The sequence below is a fragment of the Streptomyces sp. DT224 genome (assembly GCF_049844595.1).
GTDB lineage: Bacteria > Actinomycetota > Actinomycetes > Streptomycetales > Streptomycetaceae > Streptomyces.
Genome location: NZ_JBNCLI010000013.1, coordinates 1 through 25626 on the forward strand (window position 1 = coordinate 1; position 25626 = coordinate 25626).

Consider the following 25626-nt stretch of genomic DNA (forward strand, 5'->3'; position numbering starts at 1 on the left):
GGGCCCCTTCCGCGAGCGCGGAAGGGGCCCCCTCATACGTTCTGTGATGTCAGTCGCGCTCGTCGCGCCCCTTCGCCTCGCGCTCGGCGTTCCGCTCCTTGATGCGGATGTTCTCCTTGCGGACGTCCGCCTGGACGGCGCGCTCCTTCCGCAGCCACTCCGGGTTCTCCTGCTTCAGGGCGTCGATCTGCTCGGTGGTCAGCGCCTCGGTGACCCCGCCTCGGGCCAGGCCCGAGATGGAGACGCCGAGCTTGGACGCGACGACCGGGCGGGGGTGCGGGCCGTTGTTCCGCAGGTCGGTCAGCCACTCGGGCGGATCGGCCTGGAGGGCCGCCAGCTCGGCGCGCGAGACGACACCCTCCTGGAATTCGGCGGGGGTGGCGTCGAGGTACACACCCAGCTTCTTCGCCGCGGTCGCGGGCTTCATCGTCTGGGCGGTCTGGTGGGACTTCATGAGGTCAAGGGTATCCAGCGCGTGCGGCGCCCTCGACCACGGCCGGTAACCTGGCGGGGTGACAGGCCCCGAAGCAACCCCCTCGTTCCGGCTGGCGTACGTCCCCGGAGTGACCCCCGCCAAATGGGTGCGGATCTGGAACGAGCGCCTGCCGGACATCCCCCTGACCCTCGTCCAGGTCCCCGCGCTCGGCGCCCAGGAGCTGCTGCGCGCCGGTGACGCCGACGCGGCGTTCCTCCGGCTGCCGGTCGGGGGCACGGACCTCAGCGCGATCCCGCTGTACACGGAGACCACGGTCGTCGTGGTCCCCAAGGACCACCTGGTCGCGGCGGTGGACGAGCTGTCGGTCGCGGAGCTGGCCGACGAGATCGTGCTCCACCCGCTGGACGACGCCCTGCCCTGGGAGCAGCTGCCCGGCCGCCCGGCGCTGGAGCGGCCGGCGACCACGGCGGACGCCGTCGAGCTGGTCGCGGCGGGCATCGGCGTCCTCGTCGTCCCCCAGTCGCTGGCCCGGCTGCACCACCGCAAGGACCTGACGTACCGGCCGCTGACGGACGCGCCGGAGTCACGCGTCGCGCTGTCGTGGCCGCAGGAGAGGACCACCGACCAGGTGGAGGACTTCATCGGCATCGTCCGCGGCCGTACGGTGAACAGCTCGCGCGGCCGGGCAGGGGCGGCGCCTGCCGCCCAGCCGAAGGCCAAGGACAAAGGCAGGCGCGCTTCCGGTACGGGGTCGGGGAAGGGCTCCCGGGGCGGCCCGGGAGGCTCCGGTGGCTCCAAGGGCACCAAGGGCGCTCGCGGCGCCGCCGCCAAGCGCGGCAAGCCCCGCCGGAGGCCGTGATCCGAGCCGTTGTCGGACCCGCCTGGCAGCATCGGGGAGCATGACGCACACCGAACGCCCGATGCCGCCCCTCGACGCCGACGAGCGCACCGGCCTGGAGAGCTGGCTCGACTTCTACCGGAGCACCGTGGCCCAGAAGGTCGAGGACCTCACCGACGAGCAGGCGCGCAGCGCCTCCGTACCGCCGTCGTCGCTGACGCCGATGGGGCTCGTCCGGCATCTCGCGGAGGTCGAGCGGAACTGGTTCCGGCGGATCCTGACCGGCGAGGACGTCCCGCCGGTGCACGGCGGACCGGTCCGGCCCGAGGGCCACGACGGGGGCTTCGAGCTCGCCGGGAGCGCCACGCTCGCCGGCGCCCTCGCGGCCTGGCGGGAGGAGGTCGCCGTGTCGCGGGCGGTCTGCGCCGAGCGCTCTCTGGAGGACTCGGCGCCCTTCATGGGCGGCGAGGTGAAGCTCCGCTGGATCTACCACCACATGATCGGCGAGTACGCTCGCCACAGCGGTCACGCCGATCTGCTCCGCGAGCGGATCGACGGAAGCACCGGTGTCTGACGGGCCGGGCGTCGGGACCGATCGGGCGGATGTCAGGATGGACGCATGACGAGCCAGGTTTTCTTCGACATCACCATCAACGACGAGCCCGCCGGGCGGATCGTGTTCAATCTGTTCGACGACATCGTTCCCAAGACCGCCGAGAACTTCCGCCAGCTGGCGACCGGCCAGAACGGCTTCGGTTACAAGGGCTCCTCCTTCCACCGGGTCATCCCGCAGTTCATGCTCCAGGGCGGCGACTTCACGCGCGGCGACGGCACGGGCGGCAAGAGCATCTACGGCAACAAGTTCGCCGACGAGAACTTCGAGCTGAAGCACACCAAGCCGGGTCTGCTCTCGATGGCCAACGCCGGACCGAACTCGAACGGTTCGCAGTTCTTCATCACCACGATCGTGACGTCCTGGCTGGACGGCAAGCACGTCGTCTTCGGCGAGGTCGCCGACGAGGACAGCATGGTCCTGGTCAAGCGCATCGAGGGCCTCGGCTCGCAGAGCGGCCGCACCCAGGCGAAGATCACCATCGCGGACTCCGGCATCCTCTGATCCCGGATCCCCGGCGCACCGAACGCGCCGTCCGACGTCTCTCGTCGGGCGGCGCGTTTCCGCATTCGGAAACGCATGCACTGTCAACTGACAGTTGACACCCCGACCACTGTCAACTTATGGTTGACACATGACGAATCCCGTAGTCCCGTCGCAGCCCATCCGTCTCGACGACCTGATCGCGGCCATCAAGAAGGTGCACTCCGACGCCCTGGACCAGCTCCAGGACGCCGTCATCGCCGCCGACCACCTCGGCGACGTCGCCGACCACCTGATCGGCCACTTCGTGGACCAGGCGCGCCGCTCCGGCGCCTCCTGGACCGACATCGGCAAGAGCATGGGCGTGACCCGGCAGGCCGCCCAGAAGCGCTTCGTCGCCAAGGACCCCGGCGAGGGCACCGCCCTCGACCCGAACCAGGGCTTCGGCCGCTTCACGCAGCGCGCCAAGAACGTGGTGATGGCGGCCCAGAACGAGGCCCGGGCGGCCGGCAACACCGAGATCGGCACCGAACACCTCGTCCTCGGCCTGCTCAGCGAGCCCGAGGGTCTGGCGGCGGCGTTCATCAAGGCCCAGGGCGTGGCCCTGGACTCCGTCCGGCAGGCGGCCACCGAGGCGCTTCCCCCGGCCTCCGAGGGCGAGATCCCCGAGCTCATCCCGTACAACGGCGACGCGCGCAAGGCGCTGGAGCTCACCTTCCGCGAGGCCCTGCGGATGGGGCACAACTACATCGGCACCGAGCACCTCCTGCTCGCCCTGCTGGAGCACGAGGACGGCTCCGGCGTGCTCAGCGGCCTCGGCATCGACAAGGCGGCCGCCGAGCTGGCCATCACCGAGGCCCTGTCCATCCTCACGGCCGGCAAGCAGACGCCCGCCCAGGAGGGGTGACCCGCCGGCCCGCCGCGCCGCACTCAGCCCGTCCCGTTCTCCAGGCGCAGGCTCCAGCGGCGCGGCAGGCCCGTGAGGGTGACGGTGGAGAGCGGGCCGACGTCGACGTTCCAGTACGTGGACGGCGGGGCCTTCAACGCGTACACGAGGGCCGCACGGACCACGGCCGGTTCGGCGACGGCCACGATCGCGCCGTCACAGGCGGGGCGGGTGTCCAGCCAGCCGCCTATCCGCGAGATGAAGGCGAGCAGCGGCTCCCCGCCGTGCGGCGCCGCACGCGGGTCCGCCAGCCAGGCGTCCACGGCCGCCGGTTCCCGGGCGGTGACCTCGGCGAGGGTACGGCCCCGCCACCGCCCCATGTCGCAGTCGCGCAGGGCCGGCTGGACCAGGGGGTGGAAACCGAGCGCCTCACCGGTGGCCCGGCTGCGCGGGGTCGGCGAGCAGTAGCGCAGCTCTGCGGAGCCCAGGGGCGCCAGGGCCGGGGCGGCGAACCGCGCCGCGTACCAGCCGGCCTCGTCGAGCGGCCGGTCGTCATCGAATCGCTCGCCGAGCAGGGCGGAGCCGCGCGCCGCGGCGAGGAGCGTGACCCGAACACTCATGGCCGCGATCGTGGGGGCGGATCGCGACGCGGGTCAAGAGGTCGTTCGCGCAGACCTACGCCCGAGTAGGTCAGGGCGAGCGGCCGGGGTGCCCTCCCAGGCCCTACGCAGTCGGCGCACGCCCTCCGTGATCTCCGGCGGCCCGGCGACCGAGGCGAAGCTCAGGCGGATGTGCGCCGCCGGCGGTTCGGCCGAGAAGTACGGGCGCCCCGGGGCGACGGCCACGCCCGCGCGCAGGGCGGACTGGACCATCGCGGACTCGTCCGCGCCCGCCTCGGAGCCGGGCAGGGTCAGCCAGAGGTAGCCGCCGCCGGACGGGACACGGGCCGGCCCGAGGCCCGGCAGGGCCGTCCGCAGCGCTGCCGCCATCGCCGTGCGGCGGGCACCGAGCTCGGCCGAGACGGCGCGCAGATGGCGGGCCCAGGAGGGCGAGCCGACCAGTTCGAGCGCGGCCTCCTGGAGCGGCCGGGGGACGAAGAAGCTGTCCACGATCTGGATGGAGCGCAGCCGCTCCAGAGCCGGGCCGCGGGCGGCCAGCGCGCCCACCCTCAGGCTGGGCGATGCGGCCTTGGTGAGCGAGCGGGTGTGGACGACGACGCCGTCGGGGTCGTCCGCGGCGAGCGGCCTCGGCAGCGGGCCCGCGTCGTCGTGCGCGAGGAGGCGGGCGAAGTCGTCCTCGATGACGAAGGCCCCCGCCTCCCGGGCGATCCGCACGACCTCGGGGCGCCGGGCCTCGGAGAGCACCGTGCCCGTCGGGTTCTGGAACAGCGGCTGGCAGACGAAGACACGGGCCCCGGTCGCCCGGAACGCGGCGGCGAGCAGGTCGGGCCGGACGCCCTCGCCGTCCACCGGGACCGGCACCGGCCGCAGCCCGGCCGCCCGGGCGGCCGCCAGCATGCCCGGGTACGTGGGCGACTCCACCAGCACGGGCGCGCCGGGCGGGGCGAGGGCCCGCAGCGCGGTGGCCAGGGCGCTCTGCCCGCCCGCGGTGATCAGCACGTCGGCGGCGCCGAGCGAGGGCCCGATGTCGCGGGCGAACCAGGCGCGCAGTTCGGTGAGCCCGTCGATGGGCGGGCGGCTCCACGCGCCCGGGCGGCGGCCGGCCCTGGCCAGGGCGGCGGCCAGGGCCTGTTCGGGCTGGAGCGAGGCGTGCAGATAGCCGCCGTTGAGCTCGATGACCCCGGTGGGCGGGGCGGCGAGGCTGAACAGGAGGCCGGAGACGTCGACGCTGCGGGGTACCGCCTCCGGGAGGCCGTCGCCGCTGAGCGAGACCTCCTGCCAGGAGGTGTCACCGGCCGGGGGCGCCGGCCGGGCGGCGGGCTGCGCCCGGTAGGCGCCGGAACCGGGGCGCGTCACGACGAGCCCTTCGGCGGCGAGCTGGGCGATGGCCCGCGACACGGTCACGGGGCCGGCCCGGAAGCGCTCCACCAGAGCCCGGCTCGACGGCAGCTTCTCCCCTGGCGAGTAGCGGTCGAGTTCGGATCGCAGGACTTTCACCAGTTCCGCCACGCTGCTACGCTCATGCATGAGAGCAGAGAGTAGCGCTACTGCGCCGAACACGATAGCGGTCGCCCCCGCCGACGTCCGCCCGAGTCCGTCCGCGCCGGCCGGCCGGGGAACGCTGCTCGCGCTGCTGGGCGTGGTGACGTTCTCGCTGACCTTCCCCTCCACCGCCTGGGGCCTGGAGAGCTTCGGCCCCTGGTCCCTGGTCGCGCTGCGCAGCCTGCTCGCCGCGGCACTGGCCGGCGGTTTCCTCCTCGCGCGACGGGTCCGGGTGCCGGCCCGGGAGCACTGGGCGGGGCTGGCCGTCGTGGCCTGCGGGGTGGTGGTCGGCTTCCCGCTGCTGACGACGCTGGCGCTGCGGACGTCCACGACCTCGCACGCCGCGGTGGTCGTGGGGCTGCTCCCGCTGACCACGGCGGTCTTCTCCTCGCTGCGGACCGGGACGCGCCCGCCCCGCGCCTTCTGGGCGGCGGCGGTGGCCGGGGCGGCCGTGGTGATCGTCTTCACCGTGGCGCAGAGCGGCGGCGCGGTGTCGGCCGGGGACCTCTTCCTGTTCGGCGCGCTGCTGGTGTGCGCGGCGGGGTACACGGAGGGCGGCAGGCTGGCGAAGGTGATGCCGGGCTGGCAGGTGACGGGCTGGGCGCTGATCCTCACGCTGCCGCTCAACCTCGCGGGCGCCGCCGTCGCGCTGGCTTACGAGCCGGTGCACCTGAGCGCGCACGGGGTCGTCGGGCTGGTCTGGGTGTCGGCCGTCTCCACGTTCCTCGGGCTGTACGTCTGGTACCGGGGCATGGCGGAGATCGGGGTGGCCCGGGCCAGCCAGCTCCAGCTCGCCCAGCCGCTGCTCACCCTGTTCTGGTCGTTCTTCCTGCTCGACGAGGAGGTCTCGGCGGCGGCCCCGGTGGCGGCCGTCGCGGTCCTGGTCTGCATCGCGCTCACCCAGCGCGCGGCGCGCACCCGGTCCTAGACTGGTCAGCACAGCACGCCACCCCGAGGAGGTCACTCCCGATGGAGGCACACCAGGGCGACCGGTTGCTGACGCACGGCAGGACCGTGGGGCAGCACGACCGGGTCGCGGAGGTCGTCGAAGTGCTCGGGACCGGGGGTTCTCCCCCGTACCGCGTCCGCTTCGAGGACGGACACGAACATCTGCTCGCACCGGGTCCCGACACCGTCGTCCAGCACACGGGCTGCGCGTCGGGCCGGGACGCGGACATCACGTAACCCTCAGCGCGGGGGCCTCGCGCGGCTCCGGTAGTGGTCGGCGACCACCCGGTCCATCGCGCCGATCCGGTCCGCCGCCACGCTCTTCGCCGAGAAGTACACGTGGCCGCGGACCTGATCGTGCCCGGCCGCGAGGGCGATGTGGCGGGACAGCTCCGCCGGGTCCTGCCAGGCGGCGGGCTGGGCCGGGTCGCCGCACTTGTACAGCGCCTCGCCGATGAAGAGGTCGACGCCCGTCCCGCGCACGGTGTCGGACCACCACGGCACGAGCTCGGCGTAGTCCGCGGCGGCGTTGCCGATGTGCCAGTACAGCTGCGGGACGACGTAGTCCAGCCAGCCCTTCTCGATCCAGCCCCGCGTGTCGGCGTACAGGTCGTCGTACGTCTGCACCCCCGCCCTGGTCCGCGAGCCCGCCGGGTCCGTGTCCGCGTTGCGCCAGACGCCGAAGGGACTGATGCCGAAGCGGACGCCGGGCTTCAGCGCCTTGACGCGCTCGGACGTCTCGCGCACCAGCCGGTCCGTGTTCTCGCGGCGCCAGGCCGCCCGGTCGGGGAATCCGGCGCCGTACTTCTCGTACGCGGCGCCGTCCGCGAAGCTCTGGCCGGCCACCGGGTACGGGTAGAAGTAGTCGTCCCAGTGCACGGCGTCGATGTCGTAACGGCGGACCGCGTCGAGCATCGCGTCCTGGACGAAGGCGCGGACCTCGGGCAGGCCCGGGTTGTAGTAGAGCTTGCCGCCGTACGGAAGCACCCAGCCGGGATTGCGGCGCGCGGGGTGGGAGGCCGTCAGGCGGGACGGGTCGGTGTGGTTGGCGACCCGGTACGGGTTGAACCAGGCGTGCAGCTCCAGGCCCCGGTCGTGCGCCTCCCGCACGGCGGTGCCGAGCGGGTCCCAGCCGGGGTCCTTGCCCTGCGTCCCGGTCAGGCACGCGGCCCACGGCTCGTACGCCGACGGCCACAGCGCGTCGGCGGTCGGGCGGACCTGGAGGATCACCGCGTTCAGCTTCCGCGCCACGGCGCGGTCCAGGACGGCGACGAGCTCGTCCCGCTGCGCGGCGGCGGACAGACCCGGCTTCGACGGCCAGTCCGTGTTGGCGACGGTCGCCACCCACATGCCGCGCAGCTCCCGCCGCACCACGTCCCGCCCGGCGGCGGGACCGGGCAGGGGCCGCGCCCGCACGGGCCGGGCGACCGCGTCACCGGCCACCACCGCCGCTCCCGCCACCCCGGCGACCGCCCCGGCCGCACCCGTCACGAACCCTCTCCGGGCCATTCCTGGCATCGCGTCGCACCCGCTCTCTCTCCGTACACGTCCGAGCCCCGCCGTATCCCCGCAATCCGGGCACGACGGGTGTCCAGGGCCGAGCATGCACGCCCCGGCCTGCTATTCCTGGTAGGGCGCGGAGTAACGTCGGGGAGTCGTGGTGGAGCCCGGAACCAGACGGAAGCCGCCGAACGGGAACAGCGAAAGGCACGAGGTGACGGACTCTATGGCCGACATTGCACGCGTCGGAGTGGTGGGCTGCGGCCAGATGGGCGCGGGCATCGCGGAGGTGTGCGCGCGCAGCGGCCTCGACGTCAAGGTGGCCGAGACGACCGGCGAGGCGCTGGAGATCGGCCGGACCCGGCTCCACAACTCCCTGTCGAAGGCCGCCGAGCGCGGCAAGATCACGGCGGAGGAGCGCGACGAGACCCTGGCCCGGCTCAGCTTCACCACGGACCTCGGCGAGTTCGCCGACCGCGACCTCGTCATCGAGGCCGTCGTGGAGAACGAGCAGGTCAAGACCGAGATCTTCCAGGTGCTCGACCAGGTGGTGACCCGCCCGGACGCGATCCTGGCCTCCAACACCTCCTCGATCCCGCTGGTGAAGCTGGCCGTCGCGACCTCCCGCCCGGACCAGGTCATCGGTATCCACTTCTTCAACCCGGCACCGGTGCAGCGGCTCGTGGAGCTGATCCCCGCGCTGACCACGTCGGACGAGACCATCAAGCGCTCCGAGGCCGTGGTCCGGGACATACTGGGCAAGCACCCGATCCGCGCCCAGGACCGCTCCGGCTTCGTCGTCAACGCCCTGCTGATCCCGTACCTGCTCTCGGCGATCCGGATGTTCGAGTCGGGCATCGCCAGCCGCGAGGACATCGACAACGGCATGGAGATGGGCTGCGCCCACCCCATGGGCCCGCTCAAGCTCGCGGACCTCATCGGCCTGGACACGGTCGCCTCGGTCGCCGACTCGATGTACGCCGAGTACAAGGAGCCCCTGTACGCCGCTCCCCCGCTGCTCCAGCGCATGGTCGACGCGGGCCGCCTCGGCCGGAAGTCGGGGTCGGGGTTCTACCCGTACGCCTGACCGCCCGTCGGCGGGCCCGGCGCTCACGCCGCCGGGCCCGCGAGGGCACGTTTCCCGAGGTCAGGACCGTGCGCGGCCCCGAAGAACCTCGTCTGCTACCGCCGATCCGCCGTCGTGCCGGAGCGCTATCGAGCGACGGCTCGTATGCGCGGGCCCGAAGCCCTGGGTCTTTCGGCGCTGTCGCAGCCTTCCGTGCTTGTACTGCGAAAACTCCCTCGGATGTCCCTCCGACAGAGCTGAAAGTCCCTGAAAAGTCCCTGGCGCCTCGGTCCCCGGACCTACGCACTACGAGACCGAGACCGGAAAATCGGTCGGCGAGGTCGCGAAGGACTTGGGGATCAACGAGACGACGTTGGCGAGCTGGGTCTCACCGGCTGCGGCAAAAGAACGCCCAGCTCAGGAAGGACAACAAGGAGCTGTCCATAAAGCGTGATGTCCTCAAACGCTGCATGGTCACCTGGGTGAAGTAACTGTGGCGGACCCGGCGGCTGCCGTCGGGGTGATCAGCGACCAGAAGACCGAGTACAACGTTCCGCACCTCGTGCCGGGCCCTGGGCGTGGTTCTACAAATGGCGCCGGCGCCCCGCCAGGCCGACGAAACGCGAGGTCGGACGGGTCGCGCTGGAGGAACGGATCCGGTACTTCTTCGACCGGTCCGGCCGGACCTACGGCTCGCCGAGGATCACACTGGACCCGCGGGAGGAGGGCTGGCAGGTGTCGCAGAACACGGTCGCGGAGATCATGGCCGAGCTCGGTCTCCAGGGCCGCAAGCCGCCCCTGACCTGGTGCGACGCGGGTTCGATGCGGTCGCGCCGGACGTGTTGTGGTGGGGTGACACGACGGAGATCGAGGCCAGTGAGGGCAAGCTCTACCTCGCCTCGGTCCACGGCGCGTTCTCGTGCCGGGACCTCGGCTACGCGATGGGGCTACGGCACGACACCGCCCTGGTCGGCGCCGCGCTGAAGATGGCGATCGCCACCTGGGGCGGCACCGTGGACGGGGTCATCTTTCACACCGACAGAGACAGCCGAGTACAACTCGGAGGCGTTCCAGCATCTGTGTGGCCGCTGGGGCGTGGTGCAGTCCATGGGACGGGTGGGGTCGGCGCTGGACAATGCCGCCGCGGAGTCGTTCCACAGCGCGCTCAAGGTCGAGTACGTCCACCGCCACCGCTTCGCCACCCGGGCCGAGGCCAGGCTCAGGATCACGGACTTCTACAACACCAGACGTCGCCACAGCGCGGCTGGCGGGCAACCACCCGTCACCTTCGAGAACACCATTCACAAAACGCGTGACCGTACCGGTCACCAGAACCAGGCTCATAACCAACGTCTCTACCCTTCCAGGGGATTGACAACCGAGGTTGACGCCCTTCGGGCCGCCAGCGCCACGAGATGCCTTTGCGCCCTACGGGCTTTTTGGTCTTGCGGAACTTCTGCTCACCAGCCGCCTCTCGAACGAGGCCAACACGTTTCTATGCCCTGAGGGCCTTTCGGCCCTGCGGAACGATACGACTTCGACGACGCCCTCCAGATAGAGGAAGCGTTTCTATGCCCTGCGGGCTTTTTGGCCTTGCGGAACGCGGTACCAGTACTGAGCACGTCCACAACCACCGGGAGTTTCTATGCCCTGCGGGCTTTTTGGCCTTGCGGAACGTCACCCTGACCCGTAAGGGACAGAACGAGTGAAATGTGTTTCTATGCCCTGCGGGCTTTTTGGCCTTGCGGAACGACGCCCTCAAGGGTGACGAGGGTTGGAAGTGGTTCCGTTTCTATGCCCTGCGGGCTTTTTGGCCTTGTGGAACTACCGACGCCGATGTAACGATCGAGGGTCAGAGCACGAAACGTTTCTATGCCCTGCGGGCTTTTTGGCCTTGTGGAACCCTTCGCTCTGGAGGGTGTCCGTGACCTGCGGTGATTCTGCCCGTTGCGCGGGGGCACTCGCTCGCCACTCGGTTGATCTGTGACGAGCGCCACAAGACTGGGCTGTGGGGCTGGGACCTGCGGTTATGGCGCGCGCGGGAATCGACTCCCACCTGGGGTTGCCGCCGGGGACGGTGATGGGTTCCCAGAGGCTGGGTGCCAGCCGGAGTATCGGCATGTCACCTCACACGATCCAGAAGTCGGCGCGTTCCTCAAGGCGGCGGTTGCCGAGGATCACGAGCTCGTTGAGGACCGGGGCGGACAGCGGGTAGAGGCGGACCTGGTCTTCATCACGGTCAATCAACTTGCGCAGTGTGCCGCGTAGTTGCCGCACCGCTTTCTTGGTCGGCAGCGTGACTTCGAAGACGCTGTACTGGACTCGGGCGCCGTGTGCGGCGAGTGTGTCGGAGATTTCGCCTCTCCGGTCGTCGTCGGCGATGTCGTAGCTGACCAACAGGGTGTAGGACACGTGGGTCACCGCCAGCTGACGGGCGAGTAGGCAGGGGTACGGTCGGCGATGACATCCGCGAGGTGGCGGGCCTGCACGGTCAGCGCCGCGCGGTAGGAGGCGCGTCGGCCGGCGGTGGGGTGGTGGGCGACAGTCAGCATGCGGCGTTCGTACGCCGCGAGGAACGTCCGGAGCGCGTCGCGGTCCATGCGGCACCCTTTGCCCTCGTCGAGGGTGGTGAAGTCACCCGGGCCGAGTTTTCCGGACATGCACAGCCCGATGACAAGGTGGTCCACGATCAGTGGGCGGAACTCCTCCATGAGGTCAAGGGCGAGCGACGGGCGCCCGCGGCGCATCTCATGGAGGAAGCCCACTCCGGGATCGAGGCCCGCGAGCTCGACGGCGGTGGCCGCCTCGCGGGTCAGCAGCGTGTACCCGAAGGACAACAACGCGTTGACCGGATCCGGGGGCGGCCGCCGGCGGCGCTGGGTGAAGGCCCACGTGGGGCCGAGCATGCGACCCACGGCGCCGAAGTGATCGCGGGATGCCGCACCTTCCACTCCCATCAGCGCCGCCGGCGACGCGGCGGCCAGCGCGCTTTTTCGGGCCTCCAGGAGGCGAGCGGCCGTCGGCTCGGTCGGCTGAATGTGTCCGGCACGGGCGGCGCGCAGAAGGCAGGTGCGCATGTTGGCGATCTTCCCGGCGACGAAGGCCGTCGCCAGGTCCAGCTTCGCCGCATTCTTGTCGGCCAGACGGTGCTGGGCATGGCGGAGTTCGACGTCGGGGCCGTCCGGGCCGGTGAGACGGCCGAGGAACTCGCCGTCCTCCTCGGTGAGGACGACATCGATGCCGTGTTCCAGCGCGCGGCGCAGGAACGGGGTGGTCAGGGTGGCGGGCGTGGTGCACACGACCTGGTGCACGCGATCGAGGGGCACGCCGAGCAGCTGCTTCTCGCGGCGCATGACACGCAGGCGGGATCCTTTGGTGCGCAGTGACGATCCGGGCTCGGTGACGTAGACCGCGGACTCCAGCGGGGAGACGCGCGTCGACGTGCGCGTCCGTGATCCGGCGGTGGTGAGCTTCCCCAGGAACTCCACGCCCTCGTCGAAGCTTTCGATACGGGACTTGCTGTCGTTGAGTTCGAGGTCGAGTCGCTTGAGGGCCTCCTCCGCCAGCCCCAGGACCCTCTCGCCTTCGGCATGGGTCGCCACAGGGACGGCGAAGTCGTCGCTGTAACGCAGGACCCGGTGGCCTGTACGGAGCAAGTCGCGGTCGAACGAGTCCAGGTAGAGATTGGTGAGCGCGGGGGAAAGGGAACCTCCCTGGTGCAGGCCGCGCCCGCTCTTGATGCGACGGGCAGCAGGGCCCACGCCATGACGGTTGACGAGTCGGCCGACCAGGTGGCACAACTCAGGGTCGGGGATGAGTTCGCGCAACCGCATCAGCGCCGGCCAGCGAGGCACCTGCTCGAAGCAATCCTTGATGTCGGCCCGGACGACCCAGCGCGCACCGTCGTCGCGCGCGGCTGCGAGGTCGTCCAAGGCATCGGACACCGAGAGGCCCTTGCGGTAGGCGTAGCTCCAGGGGAGCAGCACGGCGTCGATGTGGTCGTCGACGACCTCCATGAGCGCGCGCTCGACGACGCGATCCTCGACGGCAGGCACAGCCAGAAGGCGCTTACCGCCGGTTCTCTTGTCGATCTCCATGGCGTAGACGGGCGACGGATTCCACGTACCGGCCCGAAGCGCGCGGCTGAGCGCGGCCAGTCGACCGAGCACGCCCTTCGCGTAGTCGGCGACCTGTCGGCTCACCTTGCCGTCCGCCAGATCGTTCTCCTGCACCTCACCCCAAGCGGCAAGCAACGCGGACTCCGAGGCGGCGCGGTAGAGCAGCTCAGCCATGAAATTCCCTTCGGGGTGAACGAGGAATCCACGCCCTACGGACTTCTTCGTCCCGCGGAACTGGCAGGACGTCGAGGCCACCGCCGGGCCGTTCAGTTTCTATGCCCTACGGGCCTTTTTCGCCCCACGGAACACACCAACTTGCCCTGCAAGTCGGCGTTCCACCCCCATGCCCTACGGGCCTTGCTTCCCACGGAACCGGCATCGCTGCCGACTTCCTTTCCCGATGTAGACGTTTCTATCCCCCGCGGGCTTTTTGTTCCTGCGGAACGTCCCCGCCATGTGGATCGACTTCGGCAACTGACCGTCGGCTTCTACGCCCTGCGGGCTTTTCGGTCCTGCGGAACCCGTGTGAGACCTGTCGACCCGGCTTCGTTCCAACGTTTCTATGCCCTGCGGGCTTTTCGGTCCTGCGGAACTCTCCAGGCAGATGCGATCCGCTCTGCACAACCAGTTTCTATGCCCTGCGGGCTTTTCGGTCCTGCGGAACCATGGTCGAGTGGACCCACGAGAGTGACCTCTTCGCGTTTCTATGCCCTGCGGGCTTTTCGGTCCTGCGGAACGCAGTCTCGCAAGGAGGTCCAGATCTTCGAGAGCCGTTTCTATGCCCTGCGGGCTTTTCGGTCCTGCGGAACTGTGGCCGTCTGCTTGATGATTTGTGCCACGATTCTGTTTCTATGCCCTGCGGGCTTTTCGGTCCTGCGGAACCCTCGACCTCCAGCGAGCGTCGCGGCCTGCGCCGATTGTGCCCGTTGCGCAGGGCGCGCCGCCACCCGCATCGGCAGCCCGTGACGCAGGTCACATGATCCCCTTCTGGGTCTGTGACCTGCCCGTTTGGCTTGCGCCGGAGTCAAGGCCGACGGGCTGTCTGCGAGCGGGACGGTAACGGTCTCGGCGCGACGGCTGCTTGTCCGCTGCTCCCCGGCCGCGCTCCAGCGTGGTGACTGTCGTCCAGCCCAGGCCGTGGGTGGTCTGGGCGCCGACTCCTGCGCATTCCGCGAAGCGAGAGAGGGCGGTGAACGCGGCCAGCACTTCGGTGTCGACCGTGCGGAGCAGGGTGAAGGAAGCCTGGCCGAGGAAGCCGATGCGGTGGCCCTGGCCGATTTCGGCCGGGGCGCTCCTCACCTCGTGGGCGGCCAGAAGGACGGCCTCCCGAAGTGCGGTGATCAGGCCGTCCGGGATGGGGATACCGGCGTACGTGTTCCAGCGGCGCGCGAGACCGGCGTAGAGGAGTTCGGGGTCGGGGAGGGGGATCCAGCGGCCCTTGCGGGTGAAGTAGGTGACCGAGAGGAAGTCCATGGTCACGCGCCGAGAGGGCGGGAGGGTGCGCAGAGCAGCATACGGGGCTCCTGTGACGTGGGCGTCCTCGACGGTGAAGAACTGGCCACCGAGGCGGACCTGTTCGCCGAGGCGTTTGTCGAGCGGCGGTGTCGTGCTGTCGTCGAGCCAGCCCAGGGCGAGCAGCGCGCATCCCGGGGCATCTGGAGCGCCCATGAGCGGGGTGACGGAGAAGGGCTTGGTCTGGCTGTGGTGGTCGATCGCCGCTCCTTCAAGCAATGTGCAAGCCAGTGCGTGGAGTTGGGCGGGCGTGACTTGCTGCTCGCGTGGGGCTGCGGCGCGCAGGCGGAGTGTCCAGGTATAGGGCATCAGCGCACTCTTGGCATCTCTGGTACGGGCCGGTTGGCGGCGGAGGTGGCGGTGACGAAGGTCGTGGGATGGGGTCCGGCGGCTTCGAGTAGGTGCCAAGTCCAGGCGTAGGCGGCTTCGGGCAGAGGGCCGGCCTGCCGGTCTGTGGCGCTCCAGAGGGTTCCTGTGCGCACGCTGACGGTGGTTGCCGCTTCGGTGAGTTGGGGGGTGTGGTCGGTGAGAGGTGGGGTTCGGCGGAGGGTGGCGAGGTAGACGTGGTCGGTGTCGAAGCGGAGTCGGGCCGCGTGGGTGATGTCCTGCCATGCCCACAGGTGTGTGGCGCCTACGGGGAGGTGAGCGGGGGCCTGTTCGGCGATGTGGATGCCGTCGAGGTCCGTCCAGGTGCAGTGGTGGGCGCGGAGGAAAGGGAGGGCTTCGGTCCAGGTCAGGCGGCCGTAGCCGTGGAGGGTGAGGGTCAGGGGTTCGTGTTGTGGGCTCACGCGGGGCTGCTTTCCTGGGGGGCGGCGGTGTCCGTGAGGGCTGCTGCGAGCAGCTCGGCGGCGTGGCGTCGTTCGTCCTCGATAGCTGCCTCGTCAAGGTCCCTTCGGCGCACGGTGCCCAGACCTCTTGTGGTCGCCCCGCCGAGGCCAAGCTGTCCGGCGTGGAGGTCGTAGTAGGCCAGCCTTAGTGCGGCTACTGCGAGTGGCGGGATGGCGGGGGTGGTGAGGTCGGGGTCGCGAGTGATGGTGAGCGTGAGGTGTCCGGCGTCGACGACCTGGCGGGCGTAGAGGAGTCCGGCCGCTGCGCCGCCGGTGAAGCGGTCGAGCGGGACGTGCTGGCGTACGGAGAGTGCGGCGCCGGTGATGGGCGAGTCGGCGAAGTGCAGCAGCGCCCGCTGTCCGACGGAGTCGCCGTCATCGTCTTCGGTCGTATAGCCGAAGGCGATGCAAACGTCGCACTTGCCGCAGGTGCCGTCCGGTCCCGTGGAGTCGCACACGGGGAGGTCAAGGGAGCGCAGGATGTATTCGACCTGGCTGCGCAGTACGCCCTTCCACGTGGAGCCGGGAACGTAGGGAAGGCGGGTGCGGTTGCCGTCTCCCGTGGAGAATCGGCCGGTGAGCACACGGGCCACGGTGCGGCCGGTGGCTTCGTCGAGCTCCGGCTCTCCGGTAGTAATGGAGAGGCCGTCGACGATCTCCCAGGAGGCCCGCAGCACCACCTCGGGCTGTGCGGCTTCGAGGTCGAGCGCGGTGCCGCCCGCGAAGAGGTCCTCGCCCCCTTGGGTGAGCCAGCGGGCCCTGCCCTCAGGCGTGTTCAGGTCGAGCGCCTGATACCGGGCTGTGGTCACGCGGGCTCGGCCGAGGCCGGTGCTGCGGCCGCCGCCGATGGTGGGGCGCCAGTCGGCGAGCGCCCCCAGGACCCGCGTGTGCAGAGCCAGGTCGTCGACGCGGAGCCAGCAACTGATCCGGGTGCCGGGTGGCAGAAGTTCGTCGGTGCGCAGCTTGTGGTTGGCGGGGGCTGCGCGATGGCGGTCCACGGCGGTGCGGCCGCGTTGGGCGAGCTCGAAGCCGGTGTCGTCGGCAGGTTCGATGCGGGTGCCCAGGAATCGGATGGCGGACGGGCGAGCCTGCTGCTGTTCCTCGCCGGGATGGTTGGTTTCCCAGCGGGAGCTGGAGGTGCGGGTGCCTGGTTCCTCGCCCATCAGCGTTTCGACCTGGCCAATGTGGTGACGGCGCATATGGGCGCGAAGGGATCCGGCCAGGGAGCTGGCGGGGAGGTAGGGGCGCCCTTGGGCGTCGCGGCTGAGCGGGTGTGTGGTCTGGTCGCCCTTCCCGGCTCTTTCGGGGGCTTTGACGGCGGCGTGGCTTTCGAGTTCGAGTTCGAGGGCGATGAGCAGGACGGAAGTCATCGGGCACTCCCGTCGACTGCGCTGCTGGCCGTGCCGGGTCTCTGCTGGGCAGCGGCGTCACTCAACCTGCTGGAGAGCAACAAAAGTTGGGTTTTGTTGTGCCCGTGGGCGGCGAGTAGGAGGCTCAGGGTCTTTCGTGCTGCACCGGCGCGGGCGAACGCCGGACCGCGTACCAGTGCGGTCGCGGCGGCGGGGCTGCGGTCTTTCTGCTGGGCGAATGCCTTGATCTGGCGGGCGATCCAAGAGCCGTGGCCGGTGGCGGCCAGCCGCTCAAGCGCCTCGTCGTCGTTCGGCCCACTGCCTGCTGCTGCGCTTGGTGATGCGGCGCCGGTCTCTGTCGGCTGCTTCCAGGGGCCGAGCGTCAGCCACCCGTGACCCTCTGCGCGCCGCAGGCCGACGCCGTCCTGAATGATCCGGGCAAGTCCGGCGGGCCCCGGAGTTCCGGTCAGCTTGAGGAGGTAGACGCTGCCGGCGGCGGCGGCGAGGTCCTCCGGTTTGGGGATCCTTGCCATGGCGTTCCAGCCGCCGACTCGTTCCCATCGGGTCCATGATCGTTCGATGTCGACGGAGGTGACCCCGAGGGTCTCGGCGAGCAGTTCCGGGTCGGGGCGGTTGCTGGGCCGGCCTGCGGCATCTACGAGGATGGCGGGGCTGAGCAATCGCAGGATCAATGCCCCGTCCTTGGTGAACAAGTTGCCTGTGGGCGTCGGAGGGCTGGCGGCGGGTGTGGCCCGGTAGTGGACTTCGCCGCTGGTTCCGCGTCGGCCGCCGAGACGCAGCACACGGTCGGTGGTCAGCCAGGCCACTTGGTCGTCGTGGAGGGTGGCGGTGGCGATCTGGCCGCTGAGGGCATGTCGTGCGGCGTCTGGTTGGCCGGGTCGTTGGGCGAACTCCTGCCGGGTGAAGATCTGCCCGGTGGCTGCGGTTTCCTGTGCGGTGAGCTGGATGCGGGTGGTCTCGATGATGTTCATCGGGGAGTCGGGCCCGAGTTCCACCTGGCCGCGGCCGACGACGAGCGGCGACTCTCCGCAGGCACGACAGCGGTGCGGCCGGGGGCCGGAGTCGGCTGCTTCGTCGTAACTGTGCTGGGCGCAGTCCGGCTTGGGCCGGTACTTGCAGGTGTGGACGGAGAGCGGCACTACCCAGGATCCGTGGGCGAGCAGTGGTCCGAAGCGGGCGCGCCCTTCGAAGAGTTCGTGGAAACTCGTCCGGTGTGCGGGCGCGGCGTGCTGCGGAGGTCCGAATTCGGCGATCCACGCCGCGGCCAGGGCTCCGCGGAGTACGGATCCGGGCACGTGGTGGTGGCCGGCGACCGGGGCGAGCCCGCGCGGGCGGCGGCCCATGGCCAGTGGCTGCACTGGGGTGGCGTACACATCGAGCATGGGTGTCGGGCTCCTCAGTCTCGCCTGTCGGCGGCGCGCAGTTCCTCGAACCGTGCCAGCAGCGCCTCGTCAACGGCCGGGTGGGGTGTGCATGTCACCCATCCCAGCCCGCGCCGCCGGTCACCGCCGAGCGTGTGTACGCCGGCGGCGGCGCAGGCCAGTACGGTGCGGTGGTCGGCCAGCTGGTCGGCAGGCACGTGCCCCTGCCTGCTGATGGTGAACTCAGCGGTGGTGGCCCAGACCTCCTCACCCAGGAGAAGGTGGTTGTTGCGTGCTGCTCCGGTGTCCGGGTCCAGGGACACACGGGCCCGGGGAACAACCTCGGGTGTGTCGTTGAAGCGGACTTGCCCCCAGTGCCAGGGGGTGGGGGTGATCGCGGTGCCGAACACCGCACCCAGGAGGTCGTGTCGGCCGGGCAGCAGCTGGGCCGCGGAGGCCCGCAGCAGCCCCTTGATGGAGGAGGCGGGAATCAGATCGGCCCGGTTCACGGTCTGGTCGGTGCCTTCATGGGCACGACCGGTGGCCACCCGGAACGGACCGTGGAAGGCGATGTGGACTCTCACCGTGTCACCGGCGAGCGGATCAGGGGGCAGTTGGGCGGCGCCCGGTGTCGTGCGGGCCGGCTCGGTGTTCATGACCACCACCTCGTGATCCGCAGGGCCTGGCGCAGTCCGATCGCGGGGCGCGCACCACTGTCGTCGGGCAGGAAGGGCTGGATGATGGCGCGGCAGCCCAGGCGTTCGGCGTCGGCCAGGAGCACGTCCAGCGCGGCGTCGGGGGTTCCCGCTGTCCGGGCGGCGCGCAGGGCGGTCTCCCATCCGGTGCGTCGTGAACCGGGCAGGGCTGCCAGGGCGGTGAGCTGTGGTCGAAGGTCGAGCAGGTGCTTTGCGCGCAGTGCGGGCAGGTCGCCGCCGGCTGGGCCGTCGGCGGTCAGGTCGACGAAGTCCACCGAAGCCTCAGTCCCGGCCACCGCCTGCTTGGCCTTGCGCAGTCTCTGGTCCGCTGCCTCTACCAGCAGATGGAAGGGGTGGGTGGGGTGGGAGAAGGCGATGCCGGCCGAAGCCGACAGGTCGGGGAGCTTCTTGATGAATCCGGCGACCTCGCCCCGGGTGCGCTGAACCAGCACGCCGAAGCGTTCCAAGTAGTGCAGGACGAATGGCCATGCCCGGTCGGCGGGAAGGCTGACCAGTACGTCGTCGCCGCCCACCAGGTGGGGGACGACGGCCATCCGGATGTCGTCCGCGCGTACGACCGCGCAGGTGGCATCGGTCAGAGCGGTACGGGTGTGTTCGTTCAGCGCCCGGGAGATGGCTGCCTTGTCGACGAGTGTCCGGGCCCCGGTGCGGGACGCCGTACCGTGCATGGCGAGCTGGTCGAAGAACATGCCGAAGGCGTTGCCGTCGATGTAGACGGTAGCGATCTGGGTGATGCCCTTGTTGCCGGCGTCGGTGCCGCGTGGAAGCGTCAGAGCGGACAGGTCCGGCGCCAGCTCCAGTGTGTGGTTCAGCCTGTGCTGTACGGCGCTGAGGAGCTGCTCCTCCTGGGCTTTTCCGCCCTTGCGCGCACGTACCGAGTAGCGGCGCACACAGTCCGCACAGGCATCCAGCAGTTCAGGGCCACCGGTGGAGGCCCTTCCTGTGGAACTTGCTGTGTGGCACACCCGGCAGGGCACCGTCAGCGGGAACTCGGGGACGGCCGGGAGGGACTCCAGCCCTTGGCCTGCACGGTACTGCGCGTCGATCAGCCGGTACGCCGACGGGTAGTCCGAAGCCTCGGCCCAGCCGGCGCGGAACTCCGCCCCGGGCAGGTCTGCGCGCAGCCTTGCCAGCAGCTCGCGTGCGAGCATCTCGGCCCGGCGTGCCGCCTGGGCGGTGTCGTACGGGCGGGCGGGGTCGTCGGTCAGCACCAGGTTGAGTACACCGTCCGCTTCCCCGGCCGCCTCGTTGATCTCGGCCCGCCCCGCGATCAGGGGGTGCTGCGGGTCGATGCGGGTGGTGGCTGCCAGGGCGGCGCTCGCGGCGCGCCTGGCTTTCAGGTGGGGTGTGCGTGAGAGGTAGTGCTGGATGCGGACCGCGCCGACGTCCAGGTATATCCTCGTCGAGGGCGCCTTCATCGCCGGCCCTTCTTCTTGGGCGTGGACTGCTCGCTGATAACGGGAAGGGCCTGGTCCTGCGCAGGGGCGCTCGGCCTTGGCAGTGGGCGCAGTTCCCTGCGTCTGTCTGCGAGCTGTTCGCCTGCGGTCTCGGCCCAGAAGGTGAACCCTGCTTCCAGGTCCTCGGGGGTCAGCTTCCCCTCGGGGATGCGGGCGTTGACCGGGTACCAGACGTTGTCCGGGGCGACATGGTCGACTGTCAGCGCTGCGCGCACGTCCGGCCAGGTCTCTCGTACGCCCCGGTCGACCGTGTCGCGGAAGGCCGCGATCGCGTCCTGCGGGTCAATGAGGGTCTGCTCCCGGCCGGCGCCCGTGTACCACTGCGCGGCGGTGTAGGCGCGCAGCGCCTTCACGTGGGAGGTGCAGGTGCCGAAGCCGAGCGGGCGTCCACCGCCGGCAGCGAATCCGGTGTTTCCCGGGAACAGGCCGGCGGGGTCCAGGGCAGTGAGGAGTCCCCCCAGCTCGCCGAGGTCGAGGTTCGTGAAGCGGACGGTGTAGGTGAACCTGCTGCCCGGTGCTACCGCCTCCGCGCGCTGCTGCATGTCCTTGTTGTCCGACCAGGTGGTATTCGGGTCTGCCCTGAAGTACGGCCGTCTGTGGCTTTTTCCGGTCAGCCAGTACTGCTTGCGTCCCCGCAGCCGACGCGCTTCGCCGGCGTCGGCCCGCGACCCCCACTCACGCAGCGGAACCTCGTTGCTCTTCGGCTGGATGTTCGTCGGCTGGAGGTAGAACTGTCCCGCACCGGGGCGCGGGGTACCCAAAGGTGCCAGGTTGTACTCGTGTGTGGTGGGAGGAGCGGTGCCGAGCGGGCGTGCGTCGGAGAACCGGATGTGCCCGCGATAGGAATGCTGACGCGCGGCGAAGTCGTCCTTGCCACGCGTGTCCGCGGACCCGAAGATCCGGCAGGTCGGGCACAGCTCTTGAGGATCGTGGCAGGGCAGCAGCCGCGTGGGGACGCGTCGTCCTGACGGTTCGCCCGTGGCGGTGTGCCGCCAGATCTGGCTGAGGGCCAGCCGGGTGACCCGGGGTCGCCCCGGCATGCTGTGCGGTTCGGTCGTCACCCAGACGACCTGTCGGGGCCGCAGGCGCGGCAGAGCCTTGTGGCGCACGCCGATCGGGTCGCGGCCGGGGTCTTCTCCGGGCCTGACTCTCGCGGTGAACGGATCCTGTCCCCTTCGGCTTTCCTCGGGCTTACGGGACTCTCGCGCATCGTTGGCGCCCTCCACCGCGTCCTGGTACTCCTGCCAGGCCGCGTCGGTGATGCCGTGGGCGTCGTAGGAGCCGGGCCCGAGGTGGCCGGCGTAGGCGTAGTGCACGTCGTCCGGTTGGTGTGCGCCCGCGTGCGTGATCAGCAGGACCCAGTCACCGGACTCGCTCCAGTCGATCGTCCCGCTGCGTACCTTGGTCTTCACGTGATCGCCCACGACGACGGCATCGGGTCCGAAGCTGATCCGGTCCCCCGTCACGGGCAGCCCGCCCTTGGCCCGGCGCAGGATGTCGAGCGGTACGCGGCGGCGTTCGCTCGCGCAGACGGTGAACCTGGTGGGCCGTCCCTCCTCGTCGACCGCGTCGACCGTGGCCATGCGCCACTGAGCAGGCAGGGCCTTGGGCCGGTCCCGGTACACGGGCAGGAAGTCGTCCCTGAACACCCGCAGACAGCCGCCGCCGATGAGTTCGTGAAGCGAGCGGACGACGCCTGCGAGGGACGCCCCCGGCAGGTACGGCACCGGCTCCATCAGGCCGTCCGCGGGAAAGGCCCGGCGCGGGAAGCGCTGCACACCGTCCGCGACATCGCCCTCGCGCACCCCGCGAAGCAACAGCGGGGCGCAGGCGGTCAGCTCCACCTCGATCTCGCCCTGGTAACGGCCTTCACCCAACTTGGCGTGACCGGCTGCGGGGTGCGAAAACTGCGCGGGGGCGGCGATCGTCGGCAGCGGCACGAAGGTGTAAGGGTTGGTGAATTCGCCCTCGGGCCGCGCCGGAGAGGGAACCGGGTGCTTCACAGTGTGGGCTCCTCTCCGCGTACGAGCTCCATGGAGTGCGGCAGCATGATGACGCTCTGTTCGATGAAGCGTCCGAGCGCCAAAGCGAACGGCGCCGGCGCACTCAGCGCCAGCACGACCTGCACCGGCCGGCCGCCGAGCTCCTGCCGGCGGACACGGCAGGCTTCGCGCCACCGCTCCAGGATGTGCCGCACCATCGGCTCGTACACCTGCGCCGTGTCCGGGATGCCTTCGCCCTTCGTCTCGATCTCCACGTACGCCTTGCAGGGCGGACCAGGTGCGCGGGGATCAGCCGCGTCGAAGTAGTAGCCGGTGTGGCTCCCGTCCGGCGCCACCACCTCCCCGGTACGGGCCACTTCGCGCGCTGTCGCCACGGCGTTCGCATTGCGTGTCAGATTGACGATCAGCATGAGCCGGTGTTGATAGTCCTCGGCCACGCCATCGTGCTGCTGGATCTCCGCCCGCATCGATGCGGGGGTGAGCCATGGCTCGATGGCTCTGCGGTCAGCGGCGTCCGTGGGCCGGGTCAGACGGTTGTCCAGCTCCAAGACCTTCACGAAGGAATTGCCGGCCTGGTGCGCGAAGTGCATGACATCGAGCTGACCGTAGGAGTCGCTGATCATCCGCCGCCCCAGAGCGAACGTCTCGGGCAGGCGCGCGTGAACATAGAGCGACACATGCGTGGACGACACCGGGCCGGACGCACAGTCGTGGAGGCGGTCCTGGATCTGCCAGTGGGCGACATCCACCCGGTCACGGAGGGCGGGCAGACGCCGGTGATCGGGCCACAGGCGGTCACGCTGGATGGCAAAGAAGGCCCCATGCCGGGCTGTGGCATCCGCGATGGAGTCCGTCAGCCGGTGCAGCGATCCGGTACCCGGCATCAGCCAGACCACGACGCCCACACCACGATCGCGACGCATCCACCATCCGGCGAACACGACGATCACGGACAACACGAAGATCCCGACGAAGGCCACGACCCACGGCCCGGCAACTGCCTCGACGATGTTCGGCACCATGCCCAGTGACACAGCACCACCGATGGTGATCAGCAGCGTGCCGAACCCCACTCGGCTGAACAGCTCCCGGCATAACTGCCGGAGCACCCCACCCGTACTTCCCATACCGTGCCCCCATGACAGCCGAATCCGGTTTGAACGACAGCGCCTCACAGCGAGACCCCTCCCCCCACCCTCTGGACTCAGTGAAGGGTCTTCACTCTGGGACTACTATTAGCAGAGCGACACCGTGCCAGGGCAAGTCGTTCGAGGGCGAAAGACACGATCAACACAGTTTCGTGAGTGCGAGTTGACGCCCGGGTCCCTCCCCCCGCCCCGCGTCAGCCGAGTTGCTGGAGGTGCACCATGAATGCCACAGACCGGGGCCTTCCGAGCCGGCGAGCACGCCTCCGCGAACAGCTTGTCGACGAGACCCGGCAAGCGGCCCGGCAGATCGCGGCAGCTGAAGGCATCGACGGCCTGACGCTGGCGGCGGTCGCGCGAGCCGTCGGAGTAAGCCCCCCAGCCCTCTACCGGTACTTCGACGGCCGGAACGGACTGGTCCGGGCCCTCTACGACGACATGACCGCAGAACTGATCGTCATTGTCGAAGACGCCGTCCAGCGGCAGGACCCCCACGACCTCAGCTCCCGGCTGCATGCGGGAAGCCGAGCCGTGTTCGACTGGGCACTGGCCAACCGCGCCGCCTTCGACCTGCTCATGGGATCCTCCTACCGGGCCGTCGAAACCACGGACGGGGACCTGCCCCACATCATTCCGCGCGAACTGGGCGGCCTCTTCGGCCAGCTGTTCACGGAACTGTGGCAGCGAGGCACACTGGACTACCCTGCGGACGACGAACTGCCGCAGCCACTCAGAGAACAGGTGAACACCTACCAGCAGGCAATGAACCTCCACCTGCCCCTCGGTGTCGCCTACTTGATGATCACCTGCTGGCGGCAGATCTACGGGGTGACCTGCATGGCCGTCTACGGACACTTCGGGTTCGCGTTCGGCGACCACCACGCCCTGTTCCACGACATGATCACAAACCTCCTGAAGACACTCGGGCTGAACCCCGACACGGACCCGCGATAGAAAGGGACAGGGGCGGCCGAGCATAGAGCCCGCAGCTCCGCACGTGACTTGATCAGATCGGCCCGCATGTTCGGTCAGACCGTCGATGATGAGTAACAAGCAGCTGCTGGAGGTCAGTTCGCCGAGCATGCCGGGCCAGAAAAGCCCCAGGCTCTCGATTGGCCGTCGCGGTACGGCTCGCCGGTGACTCATGACGACTACTTCGAAGGACCCGTCGCTGAGCAATGCGACGATGCACATGCAGAACTGTTCCAGACCGATGTCGTGACTCCAGCGGTGGACCCGCTGGCAGACCTCGCCGGCGCCGGAGCGTCCTCGTGGTCGACGAGGTGGGCTACCAGCCCCTCGAACGAGCCGAGGCGAACCTGGTCTTCCAGGTCATCTCCAAGCGTTATGAGAAGGGATCGATCATCCTGACCTCGAACAAGACCTTCGGCAAAGCGCACACGTTCCGGCGAACCCGTGCGAGGTGCCGCCGAATGTCAACGAGTTCGGCTTGGGAACTCGTCGCGTGATCAGTCGTCTGTGAAGGAGAGGCAGACTGCGGTGGACTCGAGTACCACCTGGTCTTGGGTGAAGCAGTCGGCCTGCTTGGTACTGAAGTTGATTGGGTGATGTCGGGAAGCCGCCCGGCAGGGCCGCTCGTCCCGCAGATCTGCGGGTGTTGCCGGGGCGGTCCTTCGGGAGAAGATCTCCCAGTGAGTCAACCCCTGCCGCAGTTGCCGAAGCCCGAGTTGGCCTTGATTCGCGTCGAGGCCCCGCCCGAGGCACCCGCTCAGATCGCTGTCGATCTCGGTGAGACCGGCATCCCCGCCGGGTTGATCGGATACGAGTACCGGCCGCTGAACGCGCCGGTGTACCTCGGGGAGATCGGTGAGCAGGGGCTGGTCGCTATCGCGACGAGTGGCCTGTTCGGACGCATCGCCATCGACGTTGCCACTGGTCACATGGTGCAGATTCCCACGATCGACTCAGCGACGGCTCGGCACGTCAACAGCGATCTCGGCTCCTTCAACCAGTGCGTGGCCGCGGTAATCGAACGCTTCCCGTTCTATGCGGACCGCGACGAGGACAGGTACGAGGAGGTGGCGGAAGAGCTTCGCGATCTCATCCTCGGCATCGACGATACCGCGCTCGCGGACAACGGGTTCTGGGAGACGTTCTGCGACGACGTGGCGATCGGGGACTACACGGACTGGGATGCGTGATCCGGCAGCGAACTCGACCGCGG

Annotated in this window: 23 protein-coding genes, 5 pseudogenes and 2 CRISPR repeat arrays; of the genes and pseudogenes, 14 read left to right on the plus strand and 14 right to left on the minus strand. The window is 69.7% G+C overall.

Going from position 1 to position 25626, the window contains the following annotated elements:
- Positions 1 to 49: 49 nt before the first annotated feature.
- Positions 50 to 454 carry a DUF5997 family protein gene (locus ACLQ2N_RS29495; RefSeq protein ID WP_425817714.1) on the minus strand — a complete coding sequence of 135 codons (405 nt, stop codon included), beginning with the start codon at positions 452 to 454 and terminating at the stop codon, positions 50 to 52.
- A 58-nt stretch (positions 455 to 512) separates the two neighbouring features.
- Between ACLQ2N_RS29495 and ACLQ2N_RS29500 the strand changes: the two genes are divergently transcribed.
- The 4 genes from ACLQ2N_RS29500 to ACLQ2N_RS29515 all read left to right on the plus strand — a co-directional run bounded on the left by ACLQ2N_RS29500 (position 513) and on the right by ACLQ2N_RS29515 (position 3277).
- Positions 513 to 1295, plus strand: coding sequence for a LysR family transcriptional regulator substrate-binding protein (locus tag ACLQ2N_RS29500; RefSeq protein ID WP_425817716.1), 783 nt, complete (start codon positions 513 to 515; stop codon positions 1293 to 1295).
- A gap of 40 nt (positions 1296 to 1335) precedes the next feature.
- Positions 1336 to 1848, plus strand: coding sequence for a DinB family protein (locus ACLQ2N_RS29505; RefSeq protein ID WP_425817718.1), 513 nt, complete (start codon positions 1336 to 1338; stop codon positions 1846 to 1848).
- 45 nt (positions 1849 to 1893) lie between these two features.
- Positions 1894 to 2391 carry a peptidylprolyl isomerase gene (locus ACLQ2N_RS29510; RefSeq protein WP_365684262.1) on the plus strand — a complete coding sequence of 166 codons (498 nt, stop codon included), beginning with the start codon at positions 1894 to 1896 and terminating at the stop codon, positions 2389 to 2391.
- Between the two features lie 130 nt (positions 2392 to 2521).
- Positions 2522 to 3277: a Clp protease N-terminal domain-containing protein gene (locus ACLQ2N_RS29515; protein WP_425817720.1), complete on the plus strand. Its 756-nt coding sequence runs from the start codon at positions 2522 to 2524 to the stop codon at positions 3275 to 3277.
- Between the two features lie 23 nt (positions 3278 to 3300).
- On the opposite strand, the gene ACLQ2N_RS29520 is transcribed toward ACLQ2N_RS29515, so the two are convergent.
- Both ACLQ2N_RS29520 and ACLQ2N_RS29525 read right to left on the minus strand, forming a co-directional pair.
- A complete protein-coding gene (locus ACLQ2N_RS29520; RefSeq protein WP_425817722.1) occupies positions 3301 to 3876 on the minus strand; it encodes a histidine phosphatase family protein in 576 nt (191 codons plus the stop codon).
- Between the two features lie 33 nt (positions 3877 to 3909).
- Positions 3910 to 5403: a PLP-dependent aminotransferase family protein gene (locus ACLQ2N_RS29525; RefSeq protein WP_425817724.1), complete on the minus strand. Its 1494-nt coding sequence runs from the start codon at positions 5401 to 5403 to the stop codon at positions 3910 to 3912.
- Here ACLQ2N_RS29525 and ACLQ2N_RS29530 point away from each other — a divergent pair.
- Together ACLQ2N_RS29530 and ACLQ2N_RS29535 are read left to right on the plus strand one after the other, a co-directional pair.
- Positions 5402 to 6346 carry a DMT family transporter gene (locus ACLQ2N_RS29530; protein ID WP_425817726.1) on the plus strand — a complete coding sequence of 315 codons (945 nt, stop codon included), beginning with the start codon at positions 5402 to 5404 and terminating at the stop codon, positions 6344 to 6346. The genes ACLQ2N_RS29525 and ACLQ2N_RS29530 overlap by 2 nt on opposite strands.
- Positions 6347 to 6387: 41 nt before the next feature.
- Positions 6388 to 6603 (plus strand): DUF1918 domain-containing protein, encoded by a 216-nt coding sequence (locus ACLQ2N_RS29535; protein ID WP_383297012.1) that lies wholly within the window; start codon positions 6388 to 6390, stop codon positions 6601 to 6603.
- Between the two features lie 3 nt (positions 6604 to 6606).
- Here ACLQ2N_RS29535 and ACLQ2N_RS29540 read toward each other — a convergent pair whose 3' ends face one another.
- Positions 6607 to 7857 carry a glycoside hydrolase family 10 protein gene (locus ACLQ2N_RS29540; protein ID WP_425817728.1) on the minus strand — a complete coding sequence of 417 codons (1251 nt, stop codon included), beginning with the start codon at positions 7855 to 7857 and terminating at the stop codon, positions 6607 to 6609.
- Positions 7858 to 8092: 235 nt separating this feature from the next.
- Here ACLQ2N_RS29540 and ACLQ2N_RS29545 point away from each other — a divergent pair, with 235 nt between their 5' ends.
- The 5 genes and pseudogenes from ACLQ2N_RS29545 to ACLQ2N_RS29565 form a co-directional block, all read left to right on the plus strand.
- Entirely contained in the window at positions 8093 to 8953 is an 861-nt protein-coding gene (locus tag ACLQ2N_RS29545; protein WP_425817730.1) for a 3-hydroxybutyryl-CoA dehydrogenase, read from the plus strand.
- Positions 8954 to 9257: 304 nt separating this feature from the next.
- Positions 9258 to 9386: pseudogene (locus tag ACLQ2N_RS29550) on the plus strand (hypothetical protein); the annotation flags it as partial.
- Positions 9387 to 9574: 188 nt separating this feature from the next.
- A pseudogene (locus tag ACLQ2N_RS29555) lies at positions 9575 to 9709 on the plus strand (IS3 family transposase); the annotation flags it as partial.
- A gap of 62 nt (positions 9710 to 9771) precedes the next feature.
- Positions 9772 to 9924: pseudogene (locus ACLQ2N_RS29560) on the plus strand (IS3 family transposase); the annotation flags it as partial.
- 106 nt (positions 9925 to 10030) lie between these two features.
- Positions 10031 to 10216: pseudogene (locus ACLQ2N_RS29565) on the plus strand (integrase core domain-containing protein); the annotation flags it as partial.
- Between the two features lie 207 nt (positions 10217 to 10423).
- Positions 10424 to 10836: a CRISPR direct-repeat array (repeat unit 38 nt; unit sequence GTTTCTATGCCCTGCGGGCTTTTTGGCCTTGCGGAACG).
- 223 nt (positions 10837 to 11059) lie between these two features.
- Here the strand turns inward: ACLQ2N_RS29565 and cas2 are convergent.
- The 10 genes from cas2 to ACLQ2N_RS29615 form a co-directional block, all read right to left on the minus strand.
- Positions 11060 to 11344, minus strand: coding sequence for a CRISPR-associated endonuclease Cas2 (cas2, locus tag ACLQ2N_RS29570; protein WP_425817732.1), 285 nt, complete (start codon positions 11342 to 11344; stop codon positions 11060 to 11062).
- A 5-nt stretch (positions 11345 to 11349) separates the two neighbouring features.
- Positions 11350 to 13224, minus strand: a complete 1875-nt coding sequence (cas1, locus tag ACLQ2N_RS29575; RefSeq protein ID WP_425817734.1) for a CRISPR-associated endonuclease Cas1 — start codon at positions 13222 to 13224, stop codon at positions 11350 to 11352.
- A 234-nt stretch (positions 13225 to 13458) separates the two neighbouring features.
- Positions 13459 to 13932: a CRISPR direct-repeat array (repeat unit 37 nt; unit sequence GTTTCTATGCCCTGCGGGCTTTTCGGTCCTGCGGAAC).
- 90 nt (positions 13933 to 14022) lie between these two features.
- A complete protein-coding gene (gene cas6, locus ACLQ2N_RS29580; RefSeq protein ID WP_425817736.1) occupies positions 14023 to 14871 on the minus strand; it encodes a CRISPR system precrRNA processing endoribonuclease RAMP protein Cas6 in 849 nt (282 codons plus the stop codon).
- Complete coding sequence (locus ACLQ2N_RS29585; RefSeq protein ID WP_425817738.1) at positions 14871 to 15350, minus strand: hypothetical protein; 480 nt, start codon at positions 15348 to 15350, stop codon at positions 14871 to 14873. Before ACLQ2N_RS29585 ends, cas6 begins: the two co-directional genes overlap by 1 nt.
- Positions 15347 to 16759 carry an RAMP superfamily CRISPR-associated protein gene (locus ACLQ2N_RS29590; RefSeq protein WP_425817740.1) on the minus strand — a complete coding sequence of 471 codons (1413 nt, stop codon included), beginning with the start codon at positions 16757 to 16759 and terminating at the stop codon, positions 15347 to 15349. The genes ACLQ2N_RS29585 and ACLQ2N_RS29590 overlap by 4 nt, the downstream gene beginning before the upstream one ends.
- The gene (locus ACLQ2N_RS29595) at positions 16756 to 18141 is read right to left on the minus strand and encodes a type III-B CRISPR module-associated Cmr3 family protein (RefSeq protein ID WP_425817742.1); all 1386 of its coding nucleotides are present in this window, start codon (positions 18139 to 18141) and stop codon (positions 16756 to 16758) included. The genes ACLQ2N_RS29590 and ACLQ2N_RS29595 overlap by 4 nt, the downstream gene beginning before the upstream one ends.
- 14 nt (positions 18142 to 18155) lie before the next feature.
- Positions 18156 to 18776, minus strand: a complete 621-nt coding sequence (locus ACLQ2N_RS29600) for an RAMP superfamily CRISPR-associated protein (RefSeq protein WP_425817744.1) — start codon at positions 18774 to 18776, stop codon at positions 18156 to 18158.
- Positions 18773 to 20254, minus strand: coding sequence for a Cas10/Cmr2 second palm domain-containing protein (locus ACLQ2N_RS29605; RefSeq protein WP_425817746.1), 1482 nt, complete (start codon positions 20252 to 20254; stop codon positions 18773 to 18775). The genes ACLQ2N_RS29600 and ACLQ2N_RS29605 overlap by 4 nt, the downstream gene beginning before the upstream one ends.
- Positions 20251 to 22296, minus strand: coding sequence for a hypothetical protein (locus ACLQ2N_RS29610; RefSeq protein WP_425817748.1), 2046 nt, complete (start codon positions 22294 to 22296; stop codon positions 20251 to 20253). Before ACLQ2N_RS29610 ends, ACLQ2N_RS29605 begins: the two co-directional genes overlap by 4 nt.
- Positions 22293 to 23369, minus strand: a complete 1077-nt coding sequence (locus ACLQ2N_RS29615) for a hypothetical protein (RefSeq protein ID WP_425817750.1) — start codon at positions 23367 to 23369, stop codon at positions 22293 to 22295. The genes ACLQ2N_RS29610 and ACLQ2N_RS29615 overlap by 4 nt, the downstream gene beginning before the upstream one ends.
- A gap of 294 nt (positions 23370 to 23663) precedes the next feature.
- Here ACLQ2N_RS29615 and ACLQ2N_RS29620 point away from each other — a divergent pair, with 294 nt between their 5' ends.
- The 3 genes and pseudogenes from ACLQ2N_RS29620 (at position 23664) to ACLQ2N_RS29630 (ending at position 25603) form a co-directional block, all read left to right on the plus strand.
- A complete protein-coding gene (locus ACLQ2N_RS29620) occupies positions 23664 to 24395 on the plus strand; it encodes a TetR/AcrR family transcriptional regulator (protein WP_425817752.1) in 732 nt (243 codons plus the stop codon).
- Positions 24396 to 24706: 311 nt separating this feature from the next.
- Positions 24707 to 24835 (plus strand): annotated as a pseudogene (locus ACLQ2N_RS29625) (ATP-binding protein); the annotation flags it as partial.
- Between the two features lie 258 nt (positions 24836 to 25093).
- Entirely contained in the window at positions 25094 to 25603 is a 510-nt protein-coding gene (locus ACLQ2N_RS29630; protein ID WP_425817754.1) for an SUKH-4 family immunity protein, read from the plus strand.
- The last annotated feature ends 23 nt before the right edge of the window (positions 25604 to 25626 follow it).

Excerpts from the sequence above, each read along its gene's own strand:
- ACLQ2N_RS29505 (WP_425817718.1), top strand. The coding sequence starts at position 1,336 with ATGACGCACACCGAACGCCCGATGCCGCCCCTCGACGCCGACGAGCGC.
- ACLQ2N_RS29515 (WP_425817720.1), top strand. The coding sequence starts at position 2,522 with ATGACGAATCCCGTAGTCCCGTCGCAGCCCATCCGTCTCGACGACCTG.
- ACLQ2N_RS29495 (WP_425817714.1), bottom strand. The coding sequence starts at position 454 with ATGAAGTCCCACCAGACCGCCCAGACGATGAAGCCCGCGACCGCGGCG.
- ACLQ2N_RS29520 (WP_425817722.1), bottom strand. The coding sequence starts at position 3,876 with ATGAGTGTTCGGGTCACGCTCCTCGCCGCGGCGCGCGGCTCCGCCCTG.
- ACLQ2N_RS29595 (WP_425817742.1), bottom strand. The coding sequence starts at position 18,141 with ATGCTCGATGTGTACGCCACCCCAGTGCAGCCACTGGCCATGGGCCGC.
- ACLQ2N_RS29525 (WP_425817724.1), bottom strand. The coding sequence starts at position 5,403 with ATGCATGAGCGTAGCAGCGTGGCGGAACTGGTGAAAGTCCTGCGATCC.
- ACLQ2N_RS29600 (WP_425817744.1), bottom strand. The coding sequence starts at position 18,776 with ATGAACACCGAGCCGGCCCGCACGACACCGGGCGCCGCCCAACTGCCC.
- ACLQ2N_RS29545 (WP_425817730.1), top strand. The coding sequence starts at position 8,093 with ATGGCCGACATTGCACGCGTCGGAGTGGTGGGCTGCGGCCAGATGGGC.
- ACLQ2N_RS29620 (WP_425817752.1), top strand. The coding sequence starts at position 23,664 with ATGAATGCCACAGACCGGGGCCTTCCGAGCCGGCGAGCACGCCTCCGC.
- ACLQ2N_RS29510 (WP_365684262.1), top strand. The coding sequence starts at position 1,894 with ATGACGAGCCAGGTTTTCTTCGACATCACCATCAACGACGAGCCCGCC.
- cas1 (WP_425817734.1), bottom strand. The coding sequence starts at position 13,224 with ATGGCTGAGCTGCTCTACCGCGCCGCCTCGGAGTCCGCGTTGCTTGCC.
- ACLQ2N_RS29605 (WP_425817746.1), bottom strand. The coding sequence starts at position 20,254 with ATGAAGGCGCCCTCGACGAGGATATACCTGGACGTCGGCGCGGTCCGC.
- ACLQ2N_RS29590 (WP_425817740.1), bottom strand. The coding sequence starts at position 16,759 with ATGACTTCCGTCCTGCTCATCGCCCTCGAACTCGAACTCGAAAGCCAC.
- cas6 (WP_425817736.1), bottom strand. The coding sequence starts at position 14,871 with ATGCCCTATACCTGGACACTCCGCCTGCGCGCCGCAGCCCCACGCGAG.
- ACLQ2N_RS29530 (WP_425817726.1), top strand. The coding sequence starts at position 5,402 with ATGAGAGCAGAGAGTAGCGCTACTGCGCCGAACACGATAGCGGTCGCC.
- ACLQ2N_RS29535 (WP_383297012.1), top strand. The coding sequence starts at position 6,388 with ATGGAGGCACACCAGGGCGACCGGTTGCTGACGCACGGCAGGACCGTG.